Source organism: Psychrobacter sp. UBA6766 (assembly GCF_002453355.1).
Taxonomy (GTDB): Bacteria; Pseudomonadota; Gammaproteobacteria; order Pseudomonadales; family Moraxellaceae; genus Psychrobacter.
Window position 1 is genome coordinate 53,967 of the sequence record NZ_DKGQ01000020.1, and the last position, 25,369, is coordinate 79,335.

The 25,369-nt window shown below is 41.9% G+C and carries 21 protein-coding genes; 12 read left to right on the forward strand and 9 right to left on the reverse strand.

Features of this window, described 5'->3' with window-relative positions:
- Positions 1–48: 48 nt before the first annotated feature.
- From B4K26_RS04450 to sohB, 5 genes are all read right to left on the reverse strand, one after another.
- Entirely contained in the window at positions 49–918 is an 870-nt protein-coding gene (locus B4K26_RS04450; protein WP_296243808.1) for an SDR family oxidoreductase, read from the reverse strand.
- A gap of 265 nt (positions 919–1,183) precedes the next feature.
- Positions 1,184–1,942, reverse strand: coding sequence for a histidine phosphatase family protein (locus tag B4K26_RS04455; RefSeq protein WP_296243809.1), 759 nt, complete (start codon positions 1,940–1,942; stop codon positions 1,184–1,186).
- A 67-nt stretch (positions 1,943–2,009) separates the two neighbouring features.
- A complete protein-coding gene (locus B4K26_RS04460) occupies positions 2,010–3,293 on the reverse strand; it encodes a phosphotransferase family protein (protein WP_296243810.1) in 1,284 nt (427 codons plus the stop codon).
- A 160-nt stretch (positions 3,294–3,453) separates the two neighbouring features.
- Positions 3,454–4,704 (reverse strand): acyl-CoA dehydrogenase family protein, encoded by a 1,251-nt coding sequence (locus B4K26_RS04465; RefSeq protein ID WP_296243880.1) that lies wholly within the window; start codon positions 4,702–4,704, stop codon positions 3,454–3,456.
- Positions 4,705–4,983: 279 nt separating this feature from the next.
- Positions 4,984–5,970: a protease SohB gene (gene sohB / locus B4K26_RS04470; RefSeq protein WP_296243811.1), complete on the reverse strand. Its 987-nt coding sequence runs from the start codon at positions 5,968–5,970 to the stop codon at positions 4,984–4,986.
- A gap of 423 nt (positions 5,971–6,393) precedes the next feature.
- Between sohB and aspS the strand changes: the two genes are divergently transcribed.
- The 6 genes from aspS (at position 6,394) to B4K26_RS04500 (ending at position 12,758) form a co-directional block, all read left to right on the forward strand.
- The gene (aspS, locus tag B4K26_RS04475; protein WP_296243881.1) at positions 6,394–8,220 is read left to right on the forward strand and encodes an aspartate--tRNA ligase; all 1,827 of its coding nucleotides are present in this window, start codon (positions 6,394–6,396) and stop codon (positions 8,218–8,220) included.
- Between the two features lie 67 nt (positions 8,221–8,287).
- Positions 8,288–9,247, forward strand: coding sequence for a lysophospholipid acyltransferase family protein (locus B4K26_RS04480; protein WP_296243812.1), 960 nt, complete (start codon positions 8,288–8,290; stop codon positions 9,245–9,247).
- Positions 9,248–9,406: 159 nt separating this feature from the next.
- On the forward strand, positions 9,407–10,207 hold the full coding sequence (locus tag B4K26_RS04485) for a glycosyltransferase (protein WP_296243813.1): 801 nt from the start codon (positions 9,407–9,409) through the stop codon (positions 10,205–10,207).
- 29 nt (positions 10,208–10,236) lie between these two features.
- Positions 10,237–11,085: a hypothetical protein gene (locus B4K26_RS04490; RefSeq protein WP_296243814.1), complete on the forward strand. Its 849-nt coding sequence runs from the start codon at positions 10,237–10,239 to the stop codon at positions 11,083–11,085.
- Positions 11,086–11,186: 101 nt separating this feature from the next.
- Positions 11,187–11,954: a hypothetical protein gene (locus B4K26_RS04495; protein WP_296243815.1), complete on the forward strand. Its 768-nt coding sequence runs from the start codon at positions 11,187–11,189 to the stop codon at positions 11,952–11,954.
- 102 nt (positions 11,955–12,056) lie between these two features.
- Entirely contained in the window at positions 12,057–12,758 is a 702-nt protein-coding gene (locus B4K26_RS04500) for a hypothetical protein (RefSeq protein WP_296243816.1), read from the forward strand.
- Positions 12,759–12,859: 101 nt separating this feature from the next.
- Here the strand turns inward: B4K26_RS04500 and B4K26_RS04505 are convergent, their stop codons facing one another.
- Both B4K26_RS04505 and B4K26_RS04510 read right to left on the reverse strand, forming a co-directional pair.
- The gene (locus B4K26_RS04505; protein WP_296243818.1) at positions 12,860–13,966 is read right to left on the reverse strand and encodes a glycosyltransferase; all 1,107 of its coding nucleotides are present in this window, start codon (positions 13,964–13,966) and stop codon (positions 12,860–12,862) included.
- 65 nt (positions 13,967–14,031) lie between these two features.
- Complete coding sequence (locus tag B4K26_RS04510) at positions 14,032–14,895, reverse strand: glycosyltransferase (protein WP_296243819.1); 864 nt, start codon at positions 14,893–14,895, stop codon at positions 14,032–14,034.
- Positions 14,896–15,084: 189 nt separating this feature from the next.
- On the opposite strand from B4K26_RS04510, the gene B4K26_RS04515 reads away from it, so the two are divergent.
- The 4 genes from B4K26_RS04515 to B4K26_RS04530 are packed head-to-tail and all read left to right on the forward strand — an operon-like array spanning position 15,085 to position 19,167.
- The gene (locus B4K26_RS04515; protein ID WP_296243820.1) at positions 15,085–16,692 is read left to right on the forward strand and encodes a glycosyltransferase family 39 protein; all 1,608 of its coding nucleotides are present in this window, start codon (positions 15,085–15,087) and stop codon (positions 16,690–16,692) included.
- Positions 16,693–16,752: 60 nt separating this feature from the next.
- Complete coding sequence (locus B4K26_RS04520; protein ID WP_296243821.1) at positions 16,753–17,856, forward strand: glycosyltransferase family 2 protein; 1,104 nt, start codon at positions 16,753–16,755, stop codon at positions 17,854–17,856.
- A complete protein-coding gene (locus B4K26_RS04525; RefSeq protein WP_296243822.1) occupies positions 17,849–18,289 on the forward strand; it encodes a GtrA family protein in 441 nt (146 codons plus the stop codon). The genes B4K26_RS04520 and B4K26_RS04525 overlap by 8 nt, the downstream gene beginning before the upstream one ends.
- The gene (locus B4K26_RS04530) at positions 18,286–19,167 is read left to right on the forward strand and encodes a ChbG/HpnK family deacetylase (RefSeq protein WP_296243823.1); all 882 of its coding nucleotides are present in this window, start codon (positions 18,286–18,288) and stop codon (positions 19,165–19,167) included. The genes B4K26_RS04525 and B4K26_RS04530 overlap by 4 nt, the downstream gene beginning before the upstream one ends.
- 116 nt (positions 19,168–19,283) lie before the next feature.
- Here the strand turns inward: B4K26_RS04530 and B4K26_RS04535 are convergent, their stop codons facing one another.
- On the reverse strand, positions 19,284–20,213 hold the full coding sequence (locus B4K26_RS04535; protein WP_296243824.1) for a branched-chain amino acid transaminase: 930 nt from the start codon (positions 20,211–20,213) through the stop codon (positions 19,284–19,286).
- Between the two features lie 287 nt (positions 20,214–20,500).
- Positions 20,501–23,350: a bifunctional [glutamate--ammonia ligase]-adenylyl-L-tyrosine phosphorylase/[glutamate--ammonia-ligase] adenylyltransferase gene (gene glnE, locus B4K26_RS04540; protein WP_296243825.1), complete on the reverse strand. Its 2,850-nt coding sequence runs from the start codon at positions 23,348–23,350 to the stop codon at positions 20,501–20,503.
- A gap of 387 nt (positions 23,351–23,737) precedes the next feature.
- Between glnE and B4K26_RS04545 the strand changes: the two genes are divergently transcribed.
- Both B4K26_RS04545 and tusD read left to right on the forward strand, forming a co-directional pair.
- Complete coding sequence (locus B4K26_RS04545) at positions 23,738–24,787, forward strand: NADP-dependent oxidoreductase (RefSeq protein WP_296243826.1); 1,050 nt, start codon at positions 23,738–23,740, stop codon at positions 24,785–24,787.
- Between the two features lie 156 nt (positions 24,788–24,943).
- On the forward strand, positions 24,944–25,369 hold a 426-nt coding region (gene tusD / locus B4K26_RS04550; RefSeq protein WP_296243827.1), incomplete at its 3' end, for a sulfurtransferase complex subunit TusD.

Genomic DNA, 25,369 nt, shown 5'->3' on the forward strand with positions numbered 1-25,369 from the left:
GTTATGTTGCTTTTACTATTTCTGACATAAACAGCAAAACAACTGATATCAGCTGACTCTATTCACCACTTGTAATGGCAAATGCTTCATTGCTTGCCCAACAATTGACCAAGGCAGGCTTGGTACACAAGCTTCGTCTACCCCTGCCTCAATTGCCGCTACAATGGCCTTTGTACCTGTTTCGGCATCTACCTCGAACGGTAAAGGTTTAGCATTTTCATTGATTTCAGTACGCACATAACCTGGATAAATAGTAGATACCTGAATTGGCAGTTTGGTTAATAGCATATCCGCACGAATGCCCTCTGCTAAGTGCGCCAAGCCCGCCTTACTTGCGCCGTAAGCGGTCAAATGCTTAGGTAAACCGCGCATCGCTGACATACTTGATATCACGACCAGATGACCATCATTTTGTGCACGGAAGATAGTCATCGCCGCTTCACATTGAGCGAGCGCTGAGATAAAATTAATCTCAACCGTTTTTCGATTCGTATCAAAGCGCCCTTTACCGATACGGCGACTATCACCAATACCTGCATTAACCACCACGCGATCAATATGGCCAAAATCCGCCACGAAGGCATCAAATACTTCAAATATCGCATCATAATCGCTGACATCTAAGACGCGGTATTCAATGCGGATATCAGGATACTGTGCTGCCAGCTCTGCTTGTAGGGCCTCTAAGCGTTCGGCTCGGCGGGCACAAATAGCCAAGTTATAGCCAAGTTTTGCAAACAATCGTGCCATGCCCTCGCCCAATCCTGAGCTGGCTCCAGTGATTAAAATGGTTTTACCACGACCCACCTGCTGCTTATCCAAACCTTTGAGATAACGCGCTGGCTGAATGGCGCTAACTAGCTGATTTTTACGTTGTTTAGCGCTGTTGGTGACTAAACCTATCAATGCATTTTTCATAAACCTTCCTGTTGGTATCCATGTTTAGTAATAGTATGAGATAACGTCGATTGTCTATCATATCGCAAATCTATAGAGTGAGTTTAGCAGTTATACCGTAAACTAAACACTCAATCCATTTAAAGCGCCATAGTATTAAAGCTCTTAACGATGATGATTGCTGATTTTAAAGCCATAAAAAGCGGTTACCTGTTTACAGTAACCGCTTTGTCATAATTTTAATCGTCGTCTTAATTACAGCTTTAATATTTTGCTAGCGACTCTTTTATCGCCATGTCACAAAGCGTTTGCCATCAGCAAATAAATGACTGTATTCGTTTAAAGACAACAGGCGACTACGTTCATTTTTAAGCGTCAGGGACGTAACGCCTGTATTAACCAAGCTTTTATTAATTTGATAGGCAGTAGAGCTGCCTTGTTGTAATAACTGAGCGGTAATAGCAGCGATGATACCCCCTGAGGTGAAAACAAGCACCGTACTCTCACGGCCCAACTGTAACTTAGAAATCTGTAGACGTACTTGCTCAAGCGCTTGTTTTGCTCGTTCATTAAATTGCAGCCAGCTCTCGATATAGTCGCTGTCATTTTCACCCGCATGCCAGCGCTGCATTGCAGTGTCGAACAATTCTGCCAAACGCACTACTGGCACTTCTGCTTTAGCAATCTCAGCGGCAATTCCCACACGGCTACCAAAAGCAGGGTTCGATTTTATGAGAACATCTTTATGATTAAACTCATCAAATTGTGGCAGTACATAGCTATCAGGGTCATTTAGATTGATAGCAGTCACGCTCGCCTTATCGCTATCGGTGCCAACAGATGACTGATAACTTTTCCAAAAATGCCGTGCAGAGTCTTGCTGCCTGACTAAACTACCGGTAAAAATCGCATCGATTCGGCGTTGGGTCGTGGCATAGTGCTGACCCAGCATTTGCGCTTGAATACTGCCTAGCTCTGAGAGCTGATCATAATTCTCTTGCCCAAATGACGCTTGGCCATGACGGGCTAAAAGTATGGTTGTCATAAAACATTGCCTTATTAATCGTATTTTTCTAATTTTTTAAACTTAATAACTTATGCATTTAGAACATTTATTCTTCAGCTTTAGAGGTATTTTTTCCAAAATAGCTCTTTGGCAAAATGCCTTTAATAACCGTCTGAATCGGGCTTGGCAGTTGCTCAATCATGGCAGCATCGACACCCATGTCTTGCAGGTGCGGTTGCACGTGGCTCGTGAATAACGCTTCGCCTTCATATTGAGCAATCAGTTTTAGACATTTAGCATGCAAGACATGGACAATAATCCAAAAATTTTTAAAGGCTGGATTGGTGGTTTGTTTATTATAATAGCGATAATAAATCTGCTGCACGATACCGGCTAGGCGAAACAGACCAAACACTTCATAAAAGGTCCAGTTGTCTATCTTAAGGCCCGTCTTTTCAAGGTAATAGGCCACTACTTCATCGCGAGTCATCATACCTTTTAGATGGGTTGGCTGACGGCGTGATTGCTGCATGATAATGTTGTCATCTTTTTCAATCCAGTACGCTAAAGCGCTGCCTAAATCCATCAAAGGATCACCTAAGGTGGCCATTTCCCAATCGAGAACCCCAATGACTTTGGTTGGATCGGCTGCATCTAAAATCACATTATCAAAACGCCAATCATTATGAATAAGGCAGGTTTTACTATCGGCAGGAGTGTGTTTACCAAGCCATTGTCTTACTAAGGCAAAGCTAGGCACATTGGGCGTTTTGGCTTTGACATAACGCTTATCCCAGCCCGTCACTTGGCGCTCGCAGTAGCCCTCGCCGCGACCTAAATTCACCAAATCAGGATATTTGGTATAATCCACTTCATGCAATTCAATCAAGGCGTCGATGACATTGGTACATAACTCGCGTGTTTGCGCTTTGTTTAAATCGACGCCTTTTGGCAAATTAGCCCGCGGAATGATGCCTTCCATACGCTCCATGACATAAAAGTCGGCTCCGATAACGTCTTCGTCAGTACACAGCGCAACCATTTTTGGCACGTACGGGTAAGCATCTTTTAAGGCTTCTTGTACGGTATACTCGCGAACCATGTCATGTGCCGATTTGGCTTTGGTACCCTTTGGCGGACGGCGTAAAATCAAATCTTGCTCTGTGCCCTCGCCGTTATATTGCAAACGATAGGTCCAGTTTGAAGCGCCACCGGAAAATTGCGTCACCGTTGGTTCGCCTTTTATATCAACGCCTTCCTCGCGTAGCCAGTCGCTGACCGCTTGGGCATCAAGCTCTTCGCCCTCGCGCACCTCGCCGCCTTTGTCCAAAACTTTATTTGGTGTTTGATTATCAGTAGCGCTGCTGTTGGCATGATGTTCAGTTGCCATAAGACATTCCTTATCGTGTGGTCATTGTTTTTATTACGGTTAAGATTTAAAAATTCACTATCAAATAATCAATAGTGAATTTTTAGTTTTGGTTTGATTAAGCTAATTTTTTATTAAGTTAAAATGTTTAACCAATCTAAATTACGATTTAGCCGGCTTTTTAAGATTTAGCAGGTTTAGACGAGCGGCTAAATCCTTGACGCTTTAATTCTAACTTAGCAATCATGGTTTTATGGACTTCATCAGGACCATCGGCTAAACGTAGCGCGCGAGCTTGGGCAAAGAAAGCAGGCAACATCGTATCTTGACAAACGCCCATACCGCCGTGAATCTGAATCGCCATATCGACCACTTCTTGCAGTACCGTCGGTGCAACCACTTTAATGGCAGAGATTTCAGTCAATGCCGCTTTGGTCCCCTTCGCGTCCATTTTCTGCGCCGCGTATAGTGTCAATAAACGCGCTTGGTCAATCTTAATACGGGCGTCAGCAATACGCTCAAAGTTACCGCCCAGTTGTAGCAGTGGCTTGCCAAAAGCGGTACGCTGCATACCGCGCTTAACCGCTAGCTCAAGAGATTCTTCGGCAGCACCGATACAGCGCATACAATGATGAATACGGCCCGGTCCTAATCGACCTTGGGCAATCTCGAAGCCCATGCCGGGACCACCGATAAAGTTATCAATGGGCACACGAACGTTATTAAAGCTGACTTCGCCATGACCGTGCGGTGCATCGTAATCACCAAACACTTTTAACATACGCTCGATGTTAACGCCTGCCGTTTTTGCCGGCACCAAGACCATCGAATGCTGATGGTGACGGTCTTTATTCTCATCAGGAGTATACGCCATGACAATCAAAATATCGACGGCAGGGTCACCAAGACCTGATGACCACCACTTACTACCATTGATAACAATCTCATCGCCATCGACAACAGCAGTCGCCTGCATATTGGTGGCATCACTTGACGCCACATCAGGCTCAGTCATACAAAACACCGAACGCGTTTTACCTTCTAATATCGGCGTGAGCCATTTGTCTTGCTGCTCTTGTGAGCCATAACGCCATAACAGCTCCATATTACCGCTATCAGGAGCATTACAGTTAAAGACATAAGGCGCGAGCAAACTGCGACCGGTGAGCTCGGCAATTGGTGCATAATCGGTAACCGAAAGCCCAGCGCCAAGCTTGTCATCTGGTAAAAACAGATTCCATAATCCCGCTTCGCGCGCTTGTTTACGAAGGCTCTCGTACTTTTCTGGCCAATGCCAATTTTTCCAATTACCATCCGGGTTTTGGGCATGACAATCCGTCCAAAACTGTGCTTCTATTGGCTCAATTTGGGTCTCGATAAATGCTTTGACTTTGGCATGCATGGCTTGACCATGTTCGGTGGCGCTAAACATTAATGTATCGTTAGACATAGCTGACATCCTTTTCCTTGCTAATGATTAAATTGTTTCATCAAATCCACATCAAACTTTTATAGAAAGCTTAATATGAAATTTATAGTGTACGTACGTATACTCTCTTTTATCTGCACCATTTATAACACAGCATTTACCAATAAACAGCAAAAAAGGCGCGACCCGCTAGGACACGCCTTTTACAAAATACAAACAATGTATGATTCAGTATTGAAATGCTAGAGTACTAACTCTCGAATAAGAGAATGATAGGTAAACCTATTTTAAAATGTTCAATCGACTGTTTAAATCAAAACGCGCTAACGCATCTGGTAACTTATCAACTACCATACTTACGGTAGCTTCGGCAGCTTGGGATAAACCCAATTTTTCTGCAAGCGTTGGTTTTTGACGTGAATGCAGCGCGTACACCTCGTTATTTTCCATACGCTCTAAAATATAGCTGTCAGAAGTTTGGAGCGTATCAACCAAGTTAAGTTTTAGCGCATCTTCTCCATACCAATGCTCACCGGTCGCCACCTTAGCAACATCCAACGTTGGACGATAAGTATTGACGAAATGTTTAAATAACTCGTGCGTTTGCTCAAGCTCTTCTTGATATTTGGCGCGGTCTTCAGCGTCATTTTCACCAAATACCGTAACGGTACGTTTGTAATCGCCGGCAGTAAACATCTCATAATCGACGTCGTGATTTTTTAGCCATTTATGAAAGTTAGGTAATTGCGATACCACACCAATCGAGCCAATCACGGCAAATGGCGCGGCGACGATATTGTCAGCGACGCAAGCCATCATATAACCACCGCTCGCCGCGACTTTATCGACACAAACGGTCAACTTTAGGCCAGCATCTTTTAGACGCACCAATTGAGCAGCCGCTAAACCATAACCATGAACCAAGCCGCCGCCTGATTCTAGACGCACAACGACTTCATCGCCTTTATTGGCAGTGCTGATTAGCGTGCTAATTTCTTCGCGTAAATGCTTCACCGCTGTGGCTTTGATATCGCCATCAAAATCAAGAACAAAAACTTGCTGTTTATCATCGCTATTATTCTTTTTATTTTTGCTTTTATTTTTTACTTTTAATGCTTGTTTGGCTTTCTTTGCCATGGTTTTCTTCAGTTGTTTAAGCGCCGCTTTACCTTGCGTCGCTTCCATCAGATCTTCACGACGTTGCTCTTGGCTTTTATTGAGATGGATAACTCTTAGCTCAACAGGATTTTTAGAAGGATGAAAAAGCATGAGCAGAATTCCTTGATAGTTGAAATAAATAATTTTAATAGATAATTGAAGTGGTTTTAATACGGTTTAATAAGTTAGCTTGATATGCGCACAGTGACTAGTATTTTCAAGCAAAATGACAATATTTAACCCAAGATAAATATTACTGCATAAATACCACCACTACTGATACGTCCCTGCCCTTCGTTTGAACACTACTGATTGGACGCCACAGGTTGTATAACAAAGGCAGATTAGGCATAATATGCGTTTACATCAAATTTTCTGCAGCCAACGTGATGACCATTTGTCTTATATCGCGTTATTCGTGCTTTTTTGGCTAAATGCTCAAAGGCACGGCGCTTATATTACACGCTAGCGGCTGCATTATTGTATTTCGAATTGGGCTGACAACTGGATAATTATATTATGACGCAAAGCACTATGACGCATAGCGAATACCGAGACGAATATTGCGGCGCTGTAACCGAAAGCTTACTTGAGCAAACCATTAGCATCGTGGGCTGGGTACATCGTCGTCGCGATCACGGTGGTGTGATTTTCTTAGACATGCGTGACCGCGCAGGCATCTTACAAGTTGTCGTTGACCCTGATACGCCAGAAGCATTCGCGACTGCTGACGCGGTTCGTCCTGAATATGTATTAAAAATTACTGGCCGTGTTCGTCGTCGTTATGAAGGGACTGAAAACGCTAATATGACCAGTGGTCAAATTGAGCTATTAGGCAAAGAAATTGAAGTATTGGCGAAATCTGAAACCCCACCTTTCCCATTAAATGATGAGAAAACCACGGTATCAGAAGATTTGCGCCTAAAGTATCGCTACCTTGATATGCGCCGTCCGCAAATGCAAGAGCGTATGGTTTTCCGTGCCAAAGCCACTTCTGCCATTCGTCGTTATTTAGACGACCATGGTTTCTTAGATGTTGAAACGCCTATCTTGACTCGTGCCACGCCAGAAGGCGCGCGTGATTATCTGGTTCCTTCACGTACACGTCCAGGTAACTTCTTTGCTTTACCGCAGTCGCCACAGTTATTTAAGCAATTGTTAATGGTGTCAGGATTTGACCGCTATTATCAAATCGCTAAATGTTTCCGTGATGAAGACTTACGTGCTGACCGTCAGCCTGAATTTACTCAAGTCGATATTGAGACTTCTTTCTTAAACGAAGAAGAAATCATGAATATCAACGAAGGTCTAATCAAACATCTGTTTAAAACCATGATGGATGTAGAGTTTGCGCAATTTCCGCGTATGACTTACGCTGAAGCGATGCGTGATTACGCCTCAGACAAGCCTGACTTACGAATTCCATTAAAATTGGTCGACGTTGCCGATTTAATGAAAGACGTTGATTTTAAAGTATTTGCTGGTCCTGCGAATGATCCAAAAGGTCGCGTTGCTGCCCTTCGAATTCCCGGCGGTGCTTCATTAAGCCGTAAGCAAATCGACGCTTATACTAAGTTTGTCGGTATTTATGGGGCACGTGGTTTGGCTTATATTAAAGTCAATGATGCCAGCAACATTAACAACGGCGTTGATAAAGAATCTGGTCTACAGTCGCCTATCATTAAAAACATGACCGATGACGTACTAGCGAGCTTGATTGAGCGTACGGGTGCCGAGAGCAATGATATTATCTTCTTTGGTGCCGATAAAGCCAATGTCGTAAACGATGCAATTGGCGCACTACGTCAAAAAATTGGTCTAGACTTAGAGATGCTGACCTGTGAATGGGCGCCTCTTTGGGTGACTGATTTCCCAATGTTTGAAGAAACTGACGATGGTCGCTGGACGTCAATGCACCATCCGTTTACTAAGCCAAAAGGCTCAGTTGAAGAGCTAAAAACCAATCCTGAATCAGCGCTTTCTATCGCTTATGATATGGTATTAAACGGTACTGAAATCGGCGGCGGTAGCTTACGTATCAATACCCTTGAGATGCAAAAAGCGGTATTTGAAGCACTGGGTATCGATGAGGAAGAAGCCGAAGAGAAATTTAGCTTCTTACTTAATGCACTAAAATTCGGTGCGCCTCCGCATGGTGGTTTAGCCTTTGGCCTGGATCGTCTTATTATGCTCATGGTCGGCGCAAGTTCTATCCGTGACGTGATTGCCTTCCCTAAAACCAAAACTGCTGAAGACCCAATGACGCAAGCGCCTGCTCCGGTAGATAGCAAGCAGCTACGTGACCTTGGTATCCGTGTTCGCGAAAAGGCCCAGCCTGATACCAATAAACCTGCTCAATAATTGGTTTAGTCATGCGCAGATATTGTTTGTATTGCCCGTTATATGTTTCATCACCATGTGAATGGTCATGAATCCATATCATCTCTTCAAATTCGTGCCACTATCTGTTTTGCAGATGCTGGCACGTTTTGTTGCCTGGGTAATATCATGCCTACCAAATGCTAGTATCATGCGTACTGTGCGTATCAATATCGCCCTAGTTGCGCCGGCGTTATCTGCTCATCAAAAACGCGCATTAACCAAAGAGATTATTTATCATCAATGTTTAACCAGTATCGAATCTATCAAAAGCTGGGCGATGCCACCGCAGTGGAGCATTGCCCAGATTCGTGACGTGCATAATAAAGAGTATTTATTAGAAGGGCTTGCCAATCCTAATGGTATGCTTGCAATCGTCCCGCATCTGGGAACATGGGAGATGATGAACGCGTGGCTCAACCAGTTTGGCGCGCCAACCATTATGTACAAACCTGTTAAAGGTGATATTACTAACAGCTTTGTGTTGCAAGGTCGCTCACGTCTTAATGCGACACTGGTTCCGACCGATGGTAGCGGCGTCAAAGCCGTCTTTAAAACCCTTAAACAAAGTGGCTTTAGTATTGTACTGCCTGATCACGTCCCTGAACCTTCAGGCGGTGTTATCGTGCCATTTTTTGGTATTGAAACCTTAACCAGCACATTGGCGTCAAAACTGGCAAGCAAAACCAAGTGTGCCTTGGTTGGCTTATCTTGCATTCGCCGTGACGACGGGCAAGGTTTTGATATTTATTGTTATAAATTAGACGACCCCGCCCTATATGACCGCAATACTGAAACCGCTGCTCATGCGCTTAACTTAGCGATGCAGCATATGATTGAAGCTCATTATAGTCATTATATGTGGGGTTATCGCCGCTTTAAACAAATTCCTTTATTAGATAACCCATATAAGGCTGACGAAAAAGCTTTGGCTGATTTTATCAACGACAACACCCAAAAACGTGCCTTACATGCTAATAAGCAAGTGTCTAATAATCCTGAACTTTGATTCTAATAAGCAACATTCGTACAATCAGTTAAGCGTTTAGAAATATCGTTAATGATAGCTATGCTAATATGAGCAAGTTGTCATCTATTAGAATATTTTTTGACTGAATAATGATTGAGCAACTCTTCATTTCTTCATTGACTTTAATATGAGTATATTATGGCGACTGACGTAACCAGCCTTTCATCGACCGAGCAACTACAAACCAATCATAACAGTGCCGAACAGCGTTATATTATTTGTATGAAATGGGGCGATAAATATGGTCCTGAATACGTCAACCGTCTTTATAATATGGTCGTTCGCCATTTGACCTTAGACTTCCAAATGGTTTGCTTAACCGATGATAATACTGGCATCGACCCTGCAGTTGCTTGTTACCCCATACCGGAAATGGATTTGCCAGCCGGTCCTGAGCGTGGCTGGAAAAAACTGACCACGTTTAAGCCAGAATTATATGATCTAAAAGGTGTCGCCTTATTTTTAGACATCGATATCGTGATTGTCGATAATATCGATGCTTTTTTCACTTATGAAGCTGAGTATGAAGACAGCGTCGTCATCATTCGTGATTGGAAAAAGCCATGGCGCATGATCGGTAATAGCTCGGTTTATCGCTTTAACATCGGTATGGGTACCTATCCTGATTTGCTCGAAAACTTTGAGCGCAACTTTGAAACCATTCGCACGCAGGTTCGTCATGAGCAGGCATATTTATCTAATTATTTACGTGAACATCACCACCTAGAGTACTGGGATAAAAACTGGTGTGTCAGTTTTAAATATCAGTGTATGGCGCCTACTCCTTTAAATTTCGTACGTGCTCCGACGCTACCTGATGGTGCAAAAATCGTTATTTTTCATGGTGAGATTAATCCACCAGACGCTATCAAAGGCGGCGGCGGTAAATGGTATCGTCATGTGAAGCCTAGCCCTTGGTTGCAAGAGTACTGGGTGTAACTAAGTTATAAAAACATCTGGAGCTAAACGTGGAACAACCTCCTAGCGCAACCTTTAATATTGACAATCAAAGTGTTTCTATTCGTACTTTTGATGCAAAAGAAGCCGAGCAAAATCTTCACCAACAAAGAGTCAATATTATCGCCTCTGGTCCTTCGATTACAGACCTAAATTTTGCAGATTTAATAAATACCGCTACTATCTTTGTAAATGGTAGTATTAGCCTAATAGTTAAACACAATTTAACCAATGTCGTCGGTTATGTCATTAGTGATGCGCGCTTCGTCAAACATCAACCAGATATTTTAAACAAGTACTACACAGGCCAGCCTTTGTATGCAACTCTGGCAGTGTTTGAGGCATTAGCAATCACACACCCAAGCATGATAAGCAAATACCATAATGCAATGCGCGTTATCTACCCTGCCGATAGACCTTGGAGCGTAAAAACAAATAAGTCTTGGCTTGGTAGACTACTATCTAAACCAGTCTCTCATAATAAAAAGATACCGCTAGCATTATTGGCCAATCAACCTAACTTTGTTATCGATACGCAACATCAGCCTGCGCCTATCGGCCTATCTTTAGATATGACGTATGGGTTTATAGAAGCAGGAACAGTAGCTTACGTCGCCGCCCAGTTGGCTTATTCACGTCATGCTGGCGCGATTCACTTATATGGGATTGATTTGTTGAATAATAACCAACCTCGATTTTATGAGAGTAAAGGCGATAGCGCGCCTTGTAAATTAGATAAGGCAATCACTGATCGGATTGTGCCGTCTTTTAACCTGCTAGGTAAGATTTATAAAGAAAATAACGTACCCGTTATAAATCATTCACCAGTCTCTCAAAATCTATTTAATGAACTGAATTGATTGCTCTGTTATTCTTTAAATAAATTAGTAGACAAAAAATTTTGGTCAAATGTATGCGTCAAACAATCTATATAAACAATTACGAACAAGGTTTGTATTAAATGACAGCACCGAGTGGATGGCAAAGAAAAGCGATTTTACTGTTTAAAAGTGAAAAACGGTTAAATGCAGGAAAAATCGTCAAAACCTTTATGAATAGAAGCCTTGATGAGATGAAAGCCTCTCTAATCACAGATGCTATGTGCGATGCTTCAGCCTTAACGCATAAACCGCGAACCAATGATTTAACTGCTCATTTGGAGAATTTAAAACATCAGTTCATCGGGCAATCAGAGCTTTGTTTTTATCATGCCACACTCGTAGTACTACTACGTCGCAACTATAAGCCTAAAGAAATCTTCGCTGAGTTTGAGCAACTATGGGATACAGAGATGGACTATTTATTAGAGCATTTATCTTTACGCTGGGTTGTTTCTGCCTGTGACACCTTTGTTGATCATTCAAACGATAGCATCAGAGCTGCTATTTTGATGAACATCACTACGCTTGTGACTAGTTTAAGAGTTTATGAAACTAAACAGTTTTTGCTACAACCTGCTAATGCTAAATCTTTACCCCTAATCGACGATAACATTGAGGCATTTTATCGGAGTGACATCCCTTTATATGACGGTTTGACTTATTTTCGTGTGGGCTCCGATGATACTTTAAAGAACATGCGTAAGCGTTACGAGAATTTTTATAAGTCAGATAAGTTAGCAACGACAATGCTATTATCCGTTTTTGACCAGCTTCAAAAAAACAACAGTGCTTTTTCTACCATGCGCTCGTTACACAAGAGCGAAAAATCTGAGTGGTGGTTAGATTAAAATCAGCTACTAATATTACTGGATTTATTTGAACTACTTATCTAATATAGCGCCAGAAAATCTCACCATTCGTGTTTTATTATTAAATCTACAGAGCTTTCCATGACTTCAGCTTCAGCTTCAACTCCATTATTCTTTGAAAAAATTAGTGCGCCGGATAGCTTTATCGTATGTTGTTTTTATACCGACAGTTACCGCAGTCATGCTTTAAATCTAAAGCAATCACTCGATAAATTTAATTTAAACTACTACTTTAAAGAAGTTGAAGATGCAGGTTACTGGGAAGCGAATACTCGCATCAAACCACACTTTATTTTAGAGTGTTTAAAGAAGTTCCCTAATAAAAATATTTTATATTTGGATGCCGATGCTCTGGTCAAAAAACCTTTAGATTATTTTAATACTATCAATACTGATGTTGCATTTTATAAGACTAAAGGTATGCCTGGCATGTCGCATGATTACTTAGCTAGTACTATGTTTTTTAGCAATACTGCCAATACTATGGTTCTAGTAGAACAATGGATAACCGAACAAGTAGACGGCAAACAAACACAAGTGGACCAAGACAGTTTGGATGTCGCTATGGAGAAGCTTGGCGACACTTTAACCGTAGAAGCACTCAATCCCGGTTATATAAAAATATTCGATAAAGACTATGATGGTGATATTTATATTGAGCAATATCAGGCCAGCCGTGGTCATACTAAGCTTAAACGGCAAAATATTAGAAAGCGCAATAGAATTATAGGCGGTGTTGTATTGTTAGTTATTATAACTATGGGTATTTTACTAACTAAATAAGTGTTGTCTAAGGCGTGTCCTAACTTTGAAAATACATGAAAAGGTGGGGTAAGTTTTTTTGATTTAAGAACTTACCCTAAACATAGTTAAATACTCATCGCTTAGCTCATGCGTTTTTGTTTAGTAAAGCTTTCTGTAAACGCCAAATATTTTTTAGCGATAGGAATAGGTAGAAGCGCTTCATTAAATGGAGCAGAGAACTGTTGTGAATCTTGCATACCTTGGCTTAATTTCTCCCTGATAAGATTAATATCATCTGTTGGCATCAAGTTCTTCTCTGGCAACATCTCTCTGGGTCCAGACTTGCAATCAGTACTAATGATTGGGGTTCCAACGGCTAATCCTTCTGCAACCACTAAAGGACAGCCCTCCCAATTCGAAGTTAAGACTTGAAATCGAGCATGTTTAATATAAGGGAATACGTTTTCACAAAACCCAAGAAGAATAACTTTATCTGATAATTCAAGATCTATAATTAATTGTTCTATTTTGCTTTTAAGCTTACCTTGACCTGCTAATAACAATGGTAAAGACTGATCTGTCTGCGCGTAGGCCTTTAATAAAATATCGTGGCGCTTTGCTTCCTTAAAACTGCCAACATGAATGATATAGTCCTTATACTCTGGAGTAAAAGCTTCAGCTAAATTCTGAATACCATCTCTATCAATTGGGTTATGAATAGCAGTTACTGGAATACTGTCACCGAAATATTTTATAAAATCTTCTTTCACACCGTTGCTTACGCACACGCAAGGGTGTTTTGAATATATATTTCTCAGTGTTGACTTCAGATTATGACTATCTATTTCATTAAATTTATAGTATAACGATAACGTATTATGAATAACATAAACAATATTTGGCAGTTTACTATAACAAAAAATACTGTCTGAACGCTCTAGATTAGATAAAAGCAAAGTAGGCTGACCGATATTTTTGAGAATATAATTGTCTACTTTTTTGGCAATAATTGAATATCGTATTTTACCTTTTGGTAACCATCGATAACGCTCGTAGTCTATTAAATGATAGGTTAAGTTTTTATCTAACGCAAACTCAACTTTAGCATTAAACCGCAATACATGAACATCAAACCCTAATTGATGAAAAGCTGCCCCTATCGTCAGAACAAATCGCTCTGCACCCGCGCCTTGTAGGGAATTGATAGATAGTACAATCTTATCTTTTTGTGACGCTATAGCATGCATCAAGTTTTCCTCAATCGTCTTTTTGAAAGATTGCATGCTACCTGTATTTTAATATTATTGACAGTTTATAAGTTAAATAAACGCGAAAAAAATGACTTACCATCTTTTTGACGCGTTATCTTATTACCCTTATAACGCTTATGGGTTTTTTTCGGGAAGTAACCAAACGGTGAAACACGATAATCGTCTGACTTATATCCAGCAGCAAGTGCTTCATTATAATAACTATCAAATAACTCACCAAGCTCAGCTCTTGGATGCGGCATTATTTTACCATCGAACCAATGTTCAAATCCTTCCTCTTTGGCCCTTGTTAGCGCGTATTTATGACTAAACTGCGTGCCCATATCTGAATAATGTAATATCTTAATCTCTTCTAATGGCAAGTCTTCACCATCGATACAATTATAGCTATCTTGATAAGGCTCAACGAATTGAGGATTAACCTTAATTAAATCCATCATTTTTTGATGACTATCAACATCTCGCCTAAGCTGGTCAATTGGCAGTATCTTACTGTTCGCTTTGGTACAATCCCATAGACAGGTACATAATCTTGTCATATCAGCATTCGTTTTCGCAGCTACGATGGCGTTGCCTTCAATAGGATGTTGCCATAATGGGCTTAAATCATTCAAGACGATCACATCTGCATCCATATAAATCGCTCGGCCCGAATAATTACAGTATTCTGGAATTGCCCAACGGAATCCTGAAAAAGGGGTTGCCCACTTAGCCGTATTCCAACCTTCTCCTATTTCAGGGTTAGAATACCAATAACTATCTGGATTGCGTGATAGCTGCATCCATATGATTTCGACTGGCAATTTGGTATGTTTATGAATACTATACTCTAAAACCATCATTTGCTCTAAATCACAGTTATTAGGATCGCATCCTACAAAAACTTTAATAATCTCATCACTCATAATTAAATCCTAATAATTAAGTATTATAAAAATTATTATATGTTAATGGTTTTTAATAACGAAAAACTCATAATACGACAGATAAAAATCGTGCCCGACTATGCCTATCTATCAATTGTCTCTATAATACGGAAAAACTTATAGACCAGACTTACTTTAAGTTGGTTGTATTATTATAAGGCTCGTATTATGACTCCTGCTGAACAATCGTCCTCTTATGCTCAGCCTATAAATAATGGCATGGATACTACCTCTAAACAACAACCTATAGAATTTAAGTCTTGGCGCTGGTTTGGGTTGTTCTTAATCGCCTATTTTCTAATTTGGTCTATTATTCCAAGCTTTCTAGCCAGCAGTGTACCCTTCGATGTTAGCGAGGGTATAAATTGGGGCAGCGAATGGCAATGGGGCTATTATAAACATCCCCCATTATCGTCATGGATATTATACAGCTTTTATCAATTGTTTGGTCATGTTGGCCCTTATTTACTCAGCCAATTATCTGTCTTACTCACCTTAGTCCTAATTTATCAGTTAGGCAAAAAAATTTGGTCACCTACCACTGCTCTAATCGGCAGTGCATTAACTTTAGCAGTTCTTTACTATACCTACCCTAGCCTTGAGTTTAATCACAACGTCGCTCAGTTTCCGATTTGGGCAGGGTTGTACTTAGCGTTTTATCAATCTTTAACTCAAAATCGTCTCAGAGATTGGATATTACTGGGTGTGGTTGGTGGACTTGGCATGCTGACCAAGTACACGGTGATATTTTTACTGATACCAATGGCCTTGTATTTAGTGTTGCCGAGACAATGGTCGTTATTAAAACAGCCTAAACCGTGGATAGCGGCTTTTGTTATGTTAGCCATTTTTGCACCGCATTTATATTGGTTAGCAACGCACGATTGGTTACCGCTTAGCTATGCCAGTGGACGCTCGCAAGAGGTTGCTGCCGGTGCATATAACATCAAACGACACTTTAGTTGGATAGGATTTATCATTGCTCAGCTTGTTGCTCATATTCCGCTACTCATTATGCTTGCTGTTAATCGCAAGCGTTTATTAAAGACTGATGACTACAAGCACAGCTTGCCGCAGAACGCAGCATTACTTTGGTATATGTGGTTATCACCAATCGCGGTATTGGTTGTTTTAAGCTTAGTATTTGGGGTTGGCTTACGTGATATGTGGGGTATGCCAATGTGGGCACTGTCAGGGTTGCTCGCTGCCTCCTTGATAGCACCTGCCACTCAATTATTAACCGTCATCAAGCTACGAAAAGCTCTAACTATTTGGTTGTCCCTTGTCACCGTACTAATGGTAGTATATGTGGGCTTCGGCGACAAGATTCGTCATAAGTCTTCTCGTATGCAGTGGCCGGAGCAGGCATTGGCAGTTCAAGCACAGACTACTTGGCAATCATTGAGTAGCTGTACACTTGATAGCGTTTCAGGTGATCGCTGGCTTGGCGCATTAGTCGCGATGAATAGCGGCTTTCCCTCACAAATGATATCGGGCCCTGCCAGTCACTCGCCTTGGATGAATATTGAACGTTTACAAAAGAATGGTACGTTAGTCATGTGGCAAGAGGACGAAGAAGATATCGTGCTACCCTTACTAAATGATGTTAACGTTATTGCCGCTACTGAAGTGAGCAGCAATGACAATAGTGCTAATACTTTAGTTAAACAGCAAGGGCAATGGCAGATTCATTGGCGTGATAATAAAGCAGATCAGCCGTTATTGATAAACTGGGTGGCTTATGTCCCAATTCGCTGCTTTCAGGATTCAAAATAAAGCCTTATTTTTCAGTGGCTGGTAAATAGCCATTTATATGAATAAAATAATTGAGTGTTTATGCTAGATCAGTTGTCACAATCTCGACCTTATTTGTCGATTATTATGCCTGCGTATAATGACGCTGAAGCCTTACAAGTGTTTTTGCCAGAAGTCTTCGACTTTACGCAGACGCTACGCGCGCCAGTAGAGATAGCATCGGCCGAGCAAAATCTAGGGAGCTCAACAGCAAGAATAGCAAGCTGTGAGATTATTATTGTTGATGATGGTAGCCGCGATAATTTGGTCGAGGTAGTCACACAGTTAATGCCTACTCGTCCAGCAAATACAGAATTAGAACTTATACGTTTATCGCGTAATTTTGGTAAAGAGCCTGCACTCAGTGCTGGTCTAGCAGCCGCGCGCGGCGAGAGGGTTGCTATGATTGATGCGGATGGTCAGCATCCTTTATCAGTACTCATGCAAATGCTAACGATGATCGAACAATCAGATATTGATATGGTCGCCGGCATTCAAGCCAATCGCCCACATGAAAGCCGGCTCGCAAAAACCTTAAAAAGCAGTTTTTATCATTTTATCCAAGACAGCCAGCGCTATGAGATTCGTCCTAATGCCGGTGATTTCCGAGTGATGAATCGTAAGGTGTTAACTGCTCTACGTTCATTACCCGAGCGCCAACGCTTTATGAAAGGTCTTTACGCTTGGGTTGGCTTTAATACGGTCTATTTGCCCTTTACTGCTGCCAATCGTGATACTGGTGAAAGTAAATTTAATTATGGCAGTCTTTTTGAATTAGCTCTCGTGGGAATTACCTCGTTTTCTCAGCGACCACTACGGCTCATATCACGAATAGGTTTTGCTGTCTCTGCATTGGCCTTTTTATACGGCTTATATATTGTAATAGAGACCTTAATATTTGGTAGCGATGTCGCAGGCTGGGCAACTGTCGCAGCAGGCATTATGTTTTCTACTGGTATACAACTGGTTTGTATTGGCGTGATTGGCGAATATGTCGGTAGGCTCTATGAAGAGGTTAAGCAGCGACCACTGTATTTAATCGATGAAGTCATCAATAGCAAGTCTGCGCATACTACTCATCAATACGCTGATAGTTACCTACAGGCGACAGCCAAAAATGCAATGGACAAACCAGCTGATGAATAACACAGCAGAAACGCAATCGAATGCTATGCAAGCCCTTTGGTTTTTAGCCGTTGGTGCCAGTGCGGCTTTGGTGCATTTTCTGGTATTGGTGAGTATCGTCAACTTTACCGCAATCACTCCAGCTTGGGCAAACGTAGGCGCTTTTTTAATTGCTTTTTTGGTGAGCTTTTTTGGGCATTTTTATTTGACCTTTAAACAATCAGATCATTCAAATAAGAGCATTCAGCACAACAATAATAAGAAAAGGCACTTACCCGCGCTAGGAAAATGGTTTAGCAGTTCCGCAGCAGGTTTCATTGCTAATCAAGGCTTATTCGTTTTAGGGTTGCGTTCGTTCGGTGAGCAGTATTATATAGTGATATGGTTGCTAGTCACAGGCGTTATCACGGTCATGACCTTTGCATTGGGTAAATTTTGGGCGTTTAAATCATGAGCCATCCTCATTATCAAGAGCGAGCTGCTGTCCTATCTAACCATGCTCGCCCTGTGATTATTAACGTTGATGATTTAGGATTATCTACTGCCGTCAACGATGCGGTCATTCATCTTGCCGAGCTTGGTCGTATTGGCGCCAGCAGCTATATGGTTGGCGGTACAATTACGGATAGCGAAATTAATCGTCTGAACCAACTCAATGTCGATATTGGCTTGCATTTAGATTTGACGGGTATATTTCCTTCCGCTCTGCGTGGTTCATTAAAATCAATCATTATCGCTAGCTACTTGCGTCGTTTTAATCCCATGCAAGTAACCGATATTATTAAACAACAATTAGATGGATTTGAAGAACGCTTTAATCGTGCGCCTGTATTTATTGACGGACATCAACATATCCATCAGTTTCCGGTTATTCGTCAGTGTTTGATTAATGAATTAACCAACCGTTATCGTAGTGAGATATCAAAAGGTACGCTTAGCGCACGCGTTACTACACCGCTTATTAATGACGTAAAGTCTTGGATCATTTATATACTAGGTGGTTATGCTTGGCGAGAATCTTGTCAGCATCATCAAATTCTAACCAATGATAAATTTGGTGGGGTTTATGGTTTTGATGCTGATCGTCAGCAATTAGCAATGTTATGGGAAAAGTGGCTACAAGGTGCACCGTGTCATACAGCTAACGTATCACCTACTCTGATTATGTGTCATCCTGCCGTTCCTGACAATGCAAGTCATAGCTGGCAAGATGATATCAAAGCCGCTCGTGAGATTGAATATGAATGGCTAATAAGTGATGCATTTAAAAATTTATTGCATAAGCATAACGTAAGATTGATGCGTTGGTCTGATATGACATCGGCCTCCTAAGCTTTTAATAGGGTGTTAATCTAAGATAATAAGAAAGACACAATGACAAAGATAAAAAAAGCTAAGACTGAAAACAATCTTAGCTTTTTTACTTAACAAGATAGAAGGGTAAAAAATTAATCAATAAAACTTAACCAGTCCATATATTGTTCATTGCGGCCATGAACCACATCAAAATATAAGGTTTGCAGTTTTTCAGTCAACGGACCACGGCCACCATTACCAATGATGCGGTCATCGTATTCACGAATAGGTGTTACTTCAGCCGCTGTACCTGTCATAAAGATTTCATCAGCCAAGTAAAACTCATCACGAGTGATACGGCGCTCAACGACTTTGATACCCAAATCTTCAGCAAACTGAATGATAGTACGACGCGTGATACCATCTAATGCGCCGCCTGCTAAGTCTGGCGTATGCAGCTCGCCATTTTTAACTAAAAATAAGTTCTCGCCTGACCCTTGGCAAACATAGCCTTGTGAGTCCATTAATATAGCTTCATCGTAGCCATTACGCGTGACTTCTTGATTGGCCATAATAGACACAGGGTAGTTACTTGAAGCTTTTGCTTTACACATGGTCACATTGGTCATGTGATGGGTAAATGATGACGTTTTTACACGAATGCCGTTTTTGATACCATCCTCACCAAGATATGCGCCCCAATGCCAAGCGGCGACCATTGCGTTGATGCTATTGTCGTGTGATGACAGACCAAGTTTTTCGGCGCCAACCCAAATAAGCGGACGAATATAGGCTTCTGCCAAGTTGTTTTGCTTAACGACATCTTTGTGTGCTTGCTCAAGAGTCGCTGCATCGAAAGGCACTTTCATTTGAAAGATTTTAGCAGAACCCAATAGGCGCTCGGTATGTTCTTTTAAACGAAAAATTGCCGTGCGATTGTCAGCCGTTTGGTAGGCTCGTACCCCTTCAAATACCGCCATGCCATAATGCAGGCTATGCGTAAGTACATGAACCTTGGCATCTGGCTGCTCAATCATTGTGCCATTCATCCAAAGCTTACCTTCTTGTGTTGCCATATTCATTTAATAGTCCTTATGCTAGCGCTGACGTCTAACTTTTTTTGTTGAGTGTTAAGTAAATATATTTATTAAAATTGCCTGTTGGCATTGAGAGCCTATTTTCAGGAGCAAATTTTTCTATATACGAATTTAATGTGCCCGTGATTATATCATCGGCACACTACGCAAATACAATATTTTAGTTTATCACCACGTGGCTTTTATTCATACACCCTTGAGTAAAATCCCTATTAAGACCCTACGTTTATTAGATTAACTTTATACTGCCAAATCATTATTTTACCGCAGCGTTATTCCGCTGATTCTACGCCCATCAGATGTTGCCACTGCGTTTGTACCAGTGCTCGCGTTTCTTTCCAAAGCGATTCATCAACCAGTAACGATTGCTCGGATAAGGCCAATTGATGGGTCGCTGCGCGGATGCGTAAATAAGCATCGGTCAAATCTTGGCAAACTGTTGCCTCCCAAATACCAAGCGCCGCCACTTCTTCAAAGATACGGACGTTATCACTCCATTTGGTCAAACTAGGATGCTCGTGCGAATAGGCTAATACGGCAAATTGCGCCAAAAACTCAATATCTACAATGCCACCAGCATCTTGTTTGAGGTGAAACTTGCCCGCTTGCTGTTGCCATTGACTAGTGCCCAGATGTTTTTGCATTTTAATACGCATACTCGTGACTTCGATACGAACTTGCTCAATGGTACGCGGTAATGCCAAAACTGTTCGACGAATATCACAAAAACGTGCCGTAACGCGTCTATCACCGCAGATTGCCCGCGCTCGTACCAATGCTTGATGCTCCCATGACCAAGCCTTCTCAAGCTGATAGGTTTCAAAGGCGTGACAAGAAATCACCATCATGCCCGCATTACCCGAAGGGCGCAGCCGCATATCGACTTCATAAGCGCGGCCGTCACGGGTTTGGGTATTAAGGTAGGTCATTAGCTTTTGTGCCAAACGGGCGGCAAACTTCATACCACTGACGGATTTTTCTCCTGTAGTCATGCCCTGCTCTTTTATTTTATGCAAAAATACCAAGTCTAAATCTGATGAATATGACAGCTCAAGCCCGCCAAGTTTGCCATAGCCGATAATGGCAAAGCCGCAATCCGCTTCAGTGACCGGATCACCGTCTTGACCAATTGGGTAACCATAGCGTTTGACAATTTCGGCAAAAGCACGCTCAAGCGCGGCCTCTAGCACCACAGCGGCAATGTAAGTCAGTGAGTCCGACACTTTCATAATGGGACGCTCTGCCAATACATCACTGGCAGCGACCGCCAACACTTGGTTCTTTTTAAATAACCGCAATACGCTTAAGAGCTCTTCTTCATCGTTTGGCTCTACGCGCAATAACTGTTGACGCAAAATATCACGCAGCTCAAGCTTGTCTGGCAGATGACGATAGCGCTGCTGTAAAAATGTGTCTAAAAGCACCGGATAATGGGCCAGTTCTTTTGCAATCCAAGGGCTAGCAGACAACATCGGAATCAGCTCTACGGTTGCATTAGGATTTTCTGCAATCATCACTAGGTAAATAGAACGGCGACAAATAGCTTCTAATAAGGCGATTAAACGCGGCAAAGCGGTATTCGCCAGTTGCTGCTGTTCTTCATGGGCAAGTAGCGCGTGTACAATAACAGGATAAGCATCATCTAAACGTTCACGCGCCTCATCGCTTAAATTGGCGACCATTTTCGACTGCCAAAAACCCTGTAATAGCTCGCGATTTTCTTCGCTCAACACCTCATTTAAACGGGCAATTTGCTCATTTAAACGTTCTGGTTCAAGCTCGTCATTATCTTGATCGGGTATTTGCCGTTCGGTAACCATCCGCTCAAACGGAACATTGACATGATGGCGGTGATCATTCAACGTCGCTAATAACGCTTTCCAATCCGCAAAACCAAGGGTGATCGCCAGATTATGCTGCCACTTCGCATCATGCGGTAGGCGCTGTGTTTGCTGATCATTAATCGCTTGAATACCGTGCTCAAGACGACGTAAAAAACGATACGCAGCTTGCAACTCGTGATAAGTCTCGTGTTCTAAATACCCAAGCTGACACAACGCTTGCATCGCCCCCAAACAAGACTTCACTTGCAACTGCGGATGCCGACCGCCATAAATCAGTTGAAATGCTTGGACGATAAATTCGATATCTCGAATACCGCCAGCACCGAGCTTGATATTGTCCAAATCCTCACGCTGAACCACTTGATTTTGAATCAGAGATTTCATTTCTCTGAGAGCCGAAAAAGCACTGTAATCAACGTAATAGCGAAACACAAAAGGCTTAATCAGCGCTTGTATGTCATCGTAAAATGGCTGCTCGATGTGTCCGACCACTCGAGCTTTGAGCCAAGCGAAACGCTCCCACGCCCGTCCATGTTGAGAAAAATATTTCTGTAATGCCGATAGATGTATCGCCAAGTCACTGCCATCACCCCACGGTCGCAGCCGCATATCGACCCGAAATACAAAGCCATCGGCCGTATTGTTATCAAGTAGTTTGATAATGCCCTGCCCAAGCCGCGTCATAAACCGCTTATTATCAATACTGCGTGTGCCTTTGGCTTTATCGCCATCCGTTTCACCGCGCGCCTGATGGACAAAAATAAGGTCGATATCACTCGACAAATTAAGCTCATGGGCGCCAAGCTTTCCCATTGCCATAATCGCCATATCATCAGCTTGTACGTTGCCTTTAGTATTAATAAAGGTCGGTTGACCATATTGTGCAACCAGCTGCTGGTACGTGTAGTCTTTGGCAAATAAAATACAGCCATCCGCGAATTCAGACAGCTCGTCGGTCAATTGCTCAAGTTCAATCACTGCCAAGGCATCTTGCCAAATCCAGCGCATCATCAAAAGCATTCGCAAATGACGCAAACCGCTCATGACTTTGGCTTCATCAGCAAGTTGGTAATTTTCGTCTAAAGTATAATCTTGAATAAGATCATCAATTTGTTGGCGCGTTAAGGTGCTCTCTAACGCATAGCTGCGCAAAAACGTCTGGCAAGCGCCCGTTCGACTTTGCCATACCTGATAAGCAAATTCGCTCGCAGTTTGTAGCACTTTTAGCTGCTCTGATGTGGGCTGGAAGCCTGTACCATTCGGTACGGAAGATAGCATAACGACGACAACTCCTTGCAGCAAAATATTATAAAACCATATCAGGATAAGCTTAGAACATAACCGAATTCTTTACCATTACCATCATGTTTATCAAACTGAACCTTCTTGATAAACAATGACACTAATAGGTGTAAAATGACGCTTAACCATATTGATACTGTTTGGTTTGAGCGGTTTCATGTTAGCATAAATAGCTAAAGCCTAAATAATGGCGGCTTTTTTACTTCATAATTTATTCTTATCACTTCACGATGCGCTGTATACCTCAGTTACTATTATTACGACAATCAATAATAAAACAGATCCATGATAGTATATTCCATCCTTCCTGAAGCATTGATATAAAAAGATAAAAATAGGTCACTCAAGATGAAACAGATAAGTATGAAAGAACAAAATCAAGAAATCGTACTCGCTAAGCATCCTTCAGGCGTGCCAACACCAGATACCTTTAAAATCAATAATATCGATATGCCGACACTCAAAAAAGGCGAAGTGCTGCTTAAAAGTATTTATGTTTCCGTTGACCCTGGTATGCGTGGATTTATGAATAAAGGCGAGGATGATGCTGCTGGTAATAAATTTCAGCTAAACAAACCTATCACCAGTCGAACCGTCGCCCAGATCGTGGCAATCGATACAGACCACCCCAATACGGACAACGATAACAACTTCAAGGTTGGCGATATCGTCCATGGTCGATTTGCATGGCAAAAATATCAAACGGTCAATATTGCCGATATTGAAAAAGTCGACCCTACGCTTGCGCCTATCTCTACTGCTGTTAGCATGCTTGGAGTGCCTGGACTTGCCGCCTACTTTGGGTTGCTAAATATTGGCCAGCCAAAACAAGGTGAAACAGTGGTTGTTTCTGGTGCAGCAGGATCAGTAGGTAGTATGGCCGCCCAAATCGCTAAGATAAAAGGCTGCAAAGTGATCGGTATTGCGGGCTCTGCCAAAAAAGTTGCGTACTTAGAAGATGATTTAGGATTGGATAAAGGCATTAATTATAAGCAAGTCGATGACATGCAAGCCACTATAAAAGAAGCCTGCCCTGATGGCGTTGACATCTTCTTTGATAATGTTGGCGGGGAGTTATTCGATGCCGTCTTTGCCAATATTAACAGGCATGCCCGAATCTCTATTTGCGGTCAAATTGCCGATTATAATGAATCTAACCCACCGCAGGGCCCTAGGCCGATGCATACATTAATTAAAAAGAGCGCCCGCATAGAAGGTTTTGTGGTCTATGATTTTGCTGATGAATTCGACGATGCCAAAAAGCAAATTGCTGACTGGTATAATAATGGCGACTTAATCTATAAAGAGAACCTCATTGAAGGTTTTGAAAGTATTCCTGACGCCTTTATCGGACTATTTTCTGGAGAAAATATCGGTAAGCAGATGATTAAAGTTGGTGAGGTAGAAGAATAACAAAAATGAATCCAGAGAAACAAAATCTGATTAATTTTTAAATATACACAATCGGTGTTACTGATTGTATGCGTTAACCAGGATTACCAACCGTTTCCATTAAATACTTTATTACTAAATATCGCCAACTGACAATGTATGCTGATGAGCAAGCTTATGACAACCAATACACCACTATTATTAATTACCGCTGATCCTAGCCATCCGCTGGCACATATTGCACTACGTTACGCTCGCACTTATCTACAAACTGCTGACACGAATAATAAGACGGAGAATAGCGACCAATTTCAAAATTCACATACGCCATTAAATATTTTTTTCTATGCTGATGCCGCAAATACAGCCAATCGATTACGTTGGCAGTCAGCTGACCAAAGGAATATCACGAAAGAATGGCAAAATCTCGCTGAGCAATATCAGTTGACGCTTCCTGTCTGCGTCAGTACTGCGCTCAGCCGTGGTATTTCAGATAATGAGAACAGTGCCCGTCATCAGTTAGATAGCGAAAATTTGGCCTCAGGATTTAAACTGGTCGGATTAAGCGAGCTTGCCATGATGATGCAAGGCAACTGCCGTTTG